The 6,660-nt window shown below is 68.2% G+C and carries 6 protein-coding genes and 1 pseudogene; all 7 read left to right on the forward strand.

Features of this window, described 5'->3' with window-relative positions; translation table 11 throughout:
* On the forward strand, positions 1-1,216 hold a 1,216-nt coding region (locus tag AB4Y84_RS09760), incomplete at its 5' end, for an HAL/PAL/TAL family ammonia-lyase (RefSeq protein ID WP_442250069.1).
* A complete protein-coding gene (locus tag AB4Y84_RS09765; RefSeq protein WP_025878003.1) occupies positions 1,203-1,634 on the forward strand; it encodes an acyl-CoA thioesterase in 432 nt (143 codons plus the stop codon). The genes AB4Y84_RS09760 and AB4Y84_RS09765, both read left to right, overlap by 14 nt.
* Entirely contained in the window at positions 1,631-2,260 is a 630-nt protein-coding gene (locus AB4Y84_RS09770) for an outer membrane lipoprotein carrier protein LolA (RefSeq protein ID WP_099785846.1), read from the forward strand. The genes AB4Y84_RS09765 and AB4Y84_RS09770 overlap by 4 nt, the downstream gene beginning before the upstream one ends.
* Entirely contained in the window at positions 2,253-4,598 is a 2,346-nt protein-coding gene (locus AB4Y84_RS09775; protein ID WP_442244204.1) for an MMPL family transporter, read from the forward strand. Before AB4Y84_RS09770 ends, AB4Y84_RS09775 begins: the two co-directional genes overlap by 8 nt.
* A gap of 62 nt (positions 4,599-4,660) precedes the next feature.
* Complete coding sequence (locus tag AB4Y84_RS09780) at positions 4,661-5,935, forward strand: NAD(P)/FAD-dependent oxidoreductase (protein ID WP_442250070.1); 1,275 nt, start codon at positions 4,661-4,663, stop codon at positions 5,933-5,935.
* A complete protein-coding gene (locus AB4Y84_RS09785; protein WP_442244203.1) occupies positions 5,923-6,477 on the forward strand; it encodes a DUF3261 domain-containing protein in 555 nt (184 codons plus the stop codon). The genes AB4Y84_RS09780 and AB4Y84_RS09785 overlap by 13 nt, the downstream gene beginning before the upstream one ends.
* Positions 6,474-6,660, forward strand: a pseudogene (locus tag AB4Y84_RS09790) (beta-ketoacyl-[acyl-carrier-protein] synthase II); the annotation flags it as partial. The gene AB4Y84_RS09785 and the pseudogene AB4Y84_RS09790, both read left to right, overlap by 4 nt.

The following is a 6,660-nucleotide window of genomic DNA, read 5'->3' on the forward strand; positions in this document are numbered from 1 at the left end:
GGCTTCGCTGGTGCGCGGCATGTCCGGCGTCAGCGTGCCGTTGCTGGAAGGCCTGGCCACGCTGCTGCAGCACGATGTGCTGCCGTTGATTCCGGCCGAAGGCTCGGTGGGCGCCAGTGGCGACCTGACCCCGCTGTCGTACGTGGCGGCCGTGCTGTGCGGCGAACGCGAGGTGCTGCACGACGGCCGCGTACAGCCGGCTGCCGACGTGCTGGCGAAGATCGGCATGACGCCGCTGAAGCTGCGGCCGAAGGAAGGCCTGGCGATCATGAACGGCACGGCGGTGATGACCGGCCTGGCCTGCCTGGCCTGGCAGCGCGCCGATTACCTGGCACGTATGGCCACGCGCCTGACCGCTTTCAACGTGCTGTCCAGCGATGGCAACGCGCATCACTTCGATGAAACCCTGTTCGCCGCCAAGCCGCACCCGGGGCAGTCGCGTATTGCCGCACGCCTGCGCAGCGACCTGCACAGCGAGCGCCCGCCGCGCAACGAGCAGCGCCTGCAGGACCGCTACTCGCTGCGCTGCGCGCCGCACGTGATCGGCGTGCTGGAAGACACCCTGCCGTTCCTGCGCCAGCTGATCGAAACCGAACTGAACAGCGCCAACGACAACCCGCTGATCGACGCCGACGGCGAGCGCATCCTGCACGGTGGCCACTTCTACGGCGGGCATATCGCGCTGGCGATGGACACGCTGAAGAATACGGTTGCCAACATCGCCGACCTGCTCGATCGGCAGCTGGCGCTGGTGGTCGACGCCCGCTACAACCACGGCCTGCCGGCCAACCTGTCGGCGGCCACCGGCCCGCGCGCGGCGATCAACCATGGCCTGAAGGCGCTGCAGATCAGCGTTTCGGCGTGGACGGCCGAGGCCCTGAAGCAGACCATGCCGGCCTCGGTGTTCTCACGGTCCACCGAATGCCACAACCAGGACAAGGTCAGCATGGGCACCATCGCCGCGCGCGACTGCCTGCGCGTGATCGAACTGACTGAACAGGTGGTGGCGGCCATGCTGATCGCTGCCCGCCAGGGCCTGGCGCTGCGCGAACGGGTTGGCATGAACGCGCAGCTGCATGGCAGTCTGGCCGACATGTACGCCGACTTGGGGCAGCGCATCGCCCTGGTCGAAGAAGACCGCGCGCTGGATCGCGAACTGCGGGAACTGCTGGTGGAGATCCGCGCGCAACGTTGGGAGCTGTATGTCGGTGAATGAAGGTAACGAACTGGTCGGCGAGGTCGAGCTGGCCCCTGCTTTCCACGACTGCGATCCGATGAACGTGGTCTGGCATGGCAACTACTTCAAGTACTTCGAGATCGCGCGCTGCGCGTTGCTGAAGCGCTACGACTACGACTATCCGCAGATGCTCGAATCGGGCTACCTGTGGCCGGTGGTCGATGCGCGGGTGAAGTACGTGCGGCCGCTGCTGTTCGGCCAGGCGCTGCGGGTGCGCTCGCGCATCGTCGAGTGGGAAAACCGGCTGAAGATCGAATACGAGATCCTTGATGCGGAAAGCGGCCAGGTGCTGACCCGCGCAATGACCATCCAGGTCGCGGTCGACGCGGCCAGCAAGGAAATGCTGTACCAGTGCCCGCCGGTGCTGTGGCAGCGTCTTGGAGTGCCTGCCCCGTGAACCGATCCCTTCGTCTTCCGCGCGTGCTGCTGTGCGCGCTGCTGCTGGTGGCCGCACCGCTGGTGCAGGCGGCTGATGCCGCCGTCGATGCCATCACCCAGGCCGTCGCCCGACCGGACGTGCTGCGCGGTCAGTTCACCCAGGAAAAGCAGGTCAGCGGTTTCAAGAACCCACTGCGTTCGCAGGGCCAGTTCGTGGTCGCGCGCAAGCACGGCGTGATCTGGTCCACGCTCAAGCCGTTCCCGTCGGAGGTGGTGGTCACTGCCGACCGCATCCTCAGCCGCCAGCGCGATGGCAGCACCCGCGTCGAACTGGACGCGCGCCAGCAGCCGGCGATGCGCTCGGTCAACGCGATCATGTTCGCGTTGATGAGCGGTGACGTGCAGGCACTGTCCAGCCAGTTCAACGTCGAGGCCACCCGTGAAGGGCAGGGCTGGCGCCTGAAGCTGACGCCGAAGTCGGCGATGCTGGCCAAGGCCTTCCAGTCGCTGACGTTGCAGGGCGACCGTTACGTGCGCCAGGTCGAGATCATCGAAGCCAACCAGGATCGCACCCGCATCCAGTTCACTGCGCTGAGCGAAGCGCCGGCCACGTTGAACGCCGACGAGGCGCGCCGCTTTGAGTGACAGCGCCGCACCGGATCGCCTGCGCCGCTGGTGGCACTGGCTGGGCATCGCCTGGCTGCTGCTGTTGCTGGTGCTGGGTGCGCAGCAGTGGCGACTGTGGAGCCAGGAGTCGCGGATCGACACCGACATCCTCGCCCTGCTGCCGCAGGACGCGCACGACCGCCTGCTCAGCGACGTCACCCGGCGCATTGCCGATGGCAGCTCGCGGCAGGTGGTGGTGCTGCTCGGCAGTACCGACGGTGCCGCTGCCAAGCGCGCGCAGGCCGCGTTCGCCGCGGCGATGGCCAGTGATGCCGACAGCGCGCTGCTGGTGCCCAGTGGTTCGATCGAAGGCTGGTTCGATGAGGCGCGTGCGTTCTACGCACCGTACCGCGATCGCCTGCTGACCCCGGCCCAGCGCGAGCAGTTGCAGCAGGCCGAACCCGGTGCGTTGGCCGAACAGGCACTCGGCGCGCTGTACGGCCCGATGGGCGCGCCGCGGTTGACCGAGTGGCGGCAGGATCCGCTGTCGCTGTGGCCGCAGTGGTGGCAGCAGCAGGCCCAGGGCTCCGGCCTGCGCTTGGGCGATGACGGCCTGCTCGAGGCCGAAGGCAAGCACTGGGCGGCGCTGCAGTTCGATACGCCGGGCTCGGCCTTCAGGCTCGATGGCGAGCGTCATCTCGATGGCCTGCTCGAACGCGCCGGACAGGCGGCCAAGGCCGCTGCGCCGGATCTGGAGATCCTGCATGCCGGCGTGCCGTTGCATGCCGAAGCGGCTGCCGTGCAGGCCAACCAGGAGATCAACACCATCGGCTGGGGTTCGCTGGCGGCGGTGCTGCTGCTGGTGTGGCTGGCGTTCCGCTCGCTGCGGCCGATCCTGCTGGTTGCCGCTTCGTTGCTGATCGGTTGTGGCGTGGCGCTGGCGGTGACCGTGCTGGTGTTCGACAAGGTGCATGTGCTGACCCTGGTGTTCGGTGCCTCGCTGGTCGGCGTGGCCGAGGACTACGGCATCCACTGGTTCGCTTCGCGCCAGGCCGAGCCGGCCGACCGTCGCTGGAAGCTGCTGCGGCATCTGCTGCCGGGCCTGTGGCTGGCGCTGCTRACCAGTGCGCTGGCGTACCTGGCGCTGGGCCTGGCGCCGTTCCCCGGCCTGCGGCAGATGGCGCTGTTCTCGGTGGTGGGGCTGGCCGCTGCCTTCCTCACGGTGATCTTCTGGTTCCCGTGGCTGGACGGTGGCGAGATCCGTACCACCCGCTTCGCGCAGTGGCTGGGCAACACGCTGGAGCGTTTCCCGCGCCTGCACGGGCGTCGCCCGGTGGCGATCTTCCTCGGCGTGGCCGCGCTGGTGTCGGTCATCGGCATCACCCGCCTGCAGAGCAACGACGACCTGCGCAGCCTGCAGTCGTCGCCGCCGGCGCTGATGGCCCAGCAGATCCGCCTCAGCCAGTTGCTGGGCATGCCCAGCCCGGCGCAGTTCTACCTGGTGCAGGGCAGCGATGCCGCACAACTGCTGCAGCGCGAAGAAGCGCTGACCACGCGCCTGCGTGAACTGACCCACGACAAGCGCATCGGCGGTTACCGCGCAATCAGTGACTGGTTGCCATCGCCCGCGCGGCAGCAGGCCGATGCGGCGTTGACCGCCAGGGTGGAACCCGGCGTGCTGGCCGCCGTGGGCGAAGCGGTGGGCGAGCCCCTGCAGCGCCCCTCATTCGCAGCGGCGCCGCTGAGCGCCGAGGCGTTCCTCGCCTCGCCGGCGTCGCAGCCGTTCCGCCACCTGTGGGTCGGCAACGTGGGCGGGCAGATGATCAGCGTGGTGATGGTCGATGACCTGTCGCGTGCCGATGCACTGGCCACCCTGCGCGGTGCTGCCGAAGGCCTGGACGGCGTGCGCTGGGTCGACCGTACGGCCGATTTCTCGCAGCTGCTGGGCCACTACCGCAAGCTGATGGGTGGCCTGCTGCTGGTCGGCATCGTGCTGGTGTTCGGCGCCCTGTGGCTGCGCTACCGGCGCCAGGCCTGGCGCGTATTCGCACCGACCCTGGTGGCCGGCGCGCTCACCCTTGGATTGCTCGGCCTGTTCGGCCAGCCGCTGCAGCTGTTCAACGTGCTGGCACTGATGCTGCTGCTGGGCATGGGCATCGACTACGGCATCTTCCTGATCGAGCACCGCGGCGATGCCAGTGCCTGGCTGGCGGTATGCGTGGGTGCGGCCAGCACCTGGCTGTCGTTCGGCCTGCTGGGTCTTTCGCAGACGCCGGCGCTGCGTGCGTTCGGGCTCACCCTGCTGTTCGGCATCGGCCTGGTGTGGCTGATCTCGCCGCTGTTCCGGCCGCCACCGCATGACGCTCCGCCGGCCTGACCGGGCACGCTTCATTCCGATTCCTCCGCTTTTCCACCTGATCGAGCAACAAGGACGCACCGATGACTACTGCTGTGGATGCCGCTGATTCTTCCCGCCACGAAGACGTGGAACGTACCGAGATCCTGATCATCGGCGCCGGCCCGGCCGGTTCGGTGGCCGCGGCGATGCTGCGCCAGCAGGGCCGCAAGGTGCTGATGCTGGAGCGCCAGCAGTTCCCGCGCTTCTCCATCGGCGAGAGCCTGCTGCCGCAGAGCATGGAATACATCGAAGCGGCGGGCCTGCTGCAGGACGTGGTCGAGGCGGGCTTCCAGTACAAGAACGGCGCGGCCTTCGTGCACGGGAAAGCGCGCACCGCGTTCGACTTCAGGAAGAAGTTCTCGCCGGGCTGGGGCACTACCTACCAGGTGCAGCGCGCCGACTTCGACAACGTGCTGGCGCGCGGCGCCGAGCGCATGGGCGCGACCCTGCGCTTCGGTGACGAAGTGCTGTCCGTCGAGCCGGGCGATCAGCCGCTGGTGAGCGTGCGCCGCCCCGATGGCAGCGAGTACCGCATCGAAGCCGATTTCATCCTCGACGCCTCTGGCTTCGCGCGCCTGCTGCCACGCCTGCTTGACCTGGAATCACCCTCCAACTTCCCGGTGCGCGGCGCGATCTTCTGCCACGTGCGCGACAACATCCCGGCCGAAGCGGATTTCGACCGCAACAAGATCCTGATCACCACCCATCCCGAGCACATCGACGTCTGGTACTGGACGATCCCGTTCTCCAACGGCTGCTGCTCGCTGGGCGTGGTCGCCGAGCCATCGTTCTTCGAGCGCTACGAAGGCGACGACCTGCAGAAGCTGCAGGCCATCGTCGGCGAGGATCCGAACCTGACCTCGCTGCTGGCCAATGCCGAATGGGCGGTGCTGCCGGTGCGCCGCATCACCGGCTATTCGGCCAATGTCAGCTCGCTGTGGGGCCCGGGCTATGCGCTGCTGGGCAACGCCGGTGAGTTCCTCGACCCGGTGTTCTCCTCCGGCGTCACCATCGCGTTCAAGTCGGCGCAGCTGRCCAGCGAATGCCTCAAGCGCCGCTACGCGGGCGAGACCGTGGACTGGGAAGGCGAATTCTCGATTCCGCTGCGTGCCGGTGTGAAAACGTTCCGCCGCTTCGTCGAAAGCTGGTACCAGGGCGGCTTCCAGAAGATCATCTACCACCCCGACCAGCAGCCGCAGGTGCGCGACATGATCAGTTCCATCCTGGCCGGCTACGCCTGGGATACCAACAATCCGTATGTGGCCGACGACAGCGGCCRCCGCATGCGCGTGCTGGAGGAACTGTGCAGCGCCTGATCGTCCGCCTCTCCGCGGTCCTGCTGTGCCTGCTGCTGGCCGCCTGTGCCAGCCGCATGCCGCGGCCGCTGGTCGAACTGCCGCCGCTGCGGCTGGCACCGTCCAGCCTGTCGGCGCCGTTGGCCCTGCAGCAGCAGCTGCACTTCCGCTTCGGCAGCCACGAGCGTGATCTGGATGCGCTGCTGGAAGCCGACGCACAGCAGGTGCGGCTGGCCGTGCAGGCGATGGGCCAGACCGGCGTGCGCCTGCAGTGGGACGGCCAGCAGTTGACCCAGCAGCGTGCACCGTGGCTGCCGCCACAGGTGCGTGCCGAACGCGTACTGGATGACCTGCAGTTCGCGCTGTGGCCGACGGACGCAATTGCCGCCGCGCTGCCGGCCGGCTGGCAGGTGAGCGATGACGGCCGCCAGCGCAGCCTGTCCCGCGACGGCACCGTGTGGCTGCAGCTGCAGCGCCTGGGCGATGGCAGCGTGCAGCTGGACAACCGCGCCGAGGGCTACACCCTGCGCATCGAATCGATCGACATGGCCGGCCAGGAATGAAGAGCGCTCCCATTTTCCTGAACGACCTCGGCGTGGTCTGCGCGTTGGGCGAGGGCCGCACCGCGGTGGCTGCTGCGCTGTTTGCCGATGCGCCCGGCGGCCTGAGCGACAACGCCAGCCTGCTGCCGGGTCGCACCCTCGCGCTGGGCGAAGTGCACAGCCCGCTGCCGACGCTGGAAGAAC

This window comes from Stenotrophomonas sp. 2YAF22 (assembly GCF_052114665.1).
Lineage (GTDB): Bacteria > Pseudomonadota > Gammaproteobacteria > Xanthomonadales > Xanthomonadaceae > Stenotrophomonas > Stenotrophomonas indicatrix.

What these genes read in the sequence shown, in the direction of transcription:
- AB4Y84_RS09765 (WP_025878003.1), top strand. Translation starts at nt 1,203, where the DNA reads ATGTCGGTGAATGAAGGTAACGAACTGGTCGGCGAGGTCGAGCTGGCC.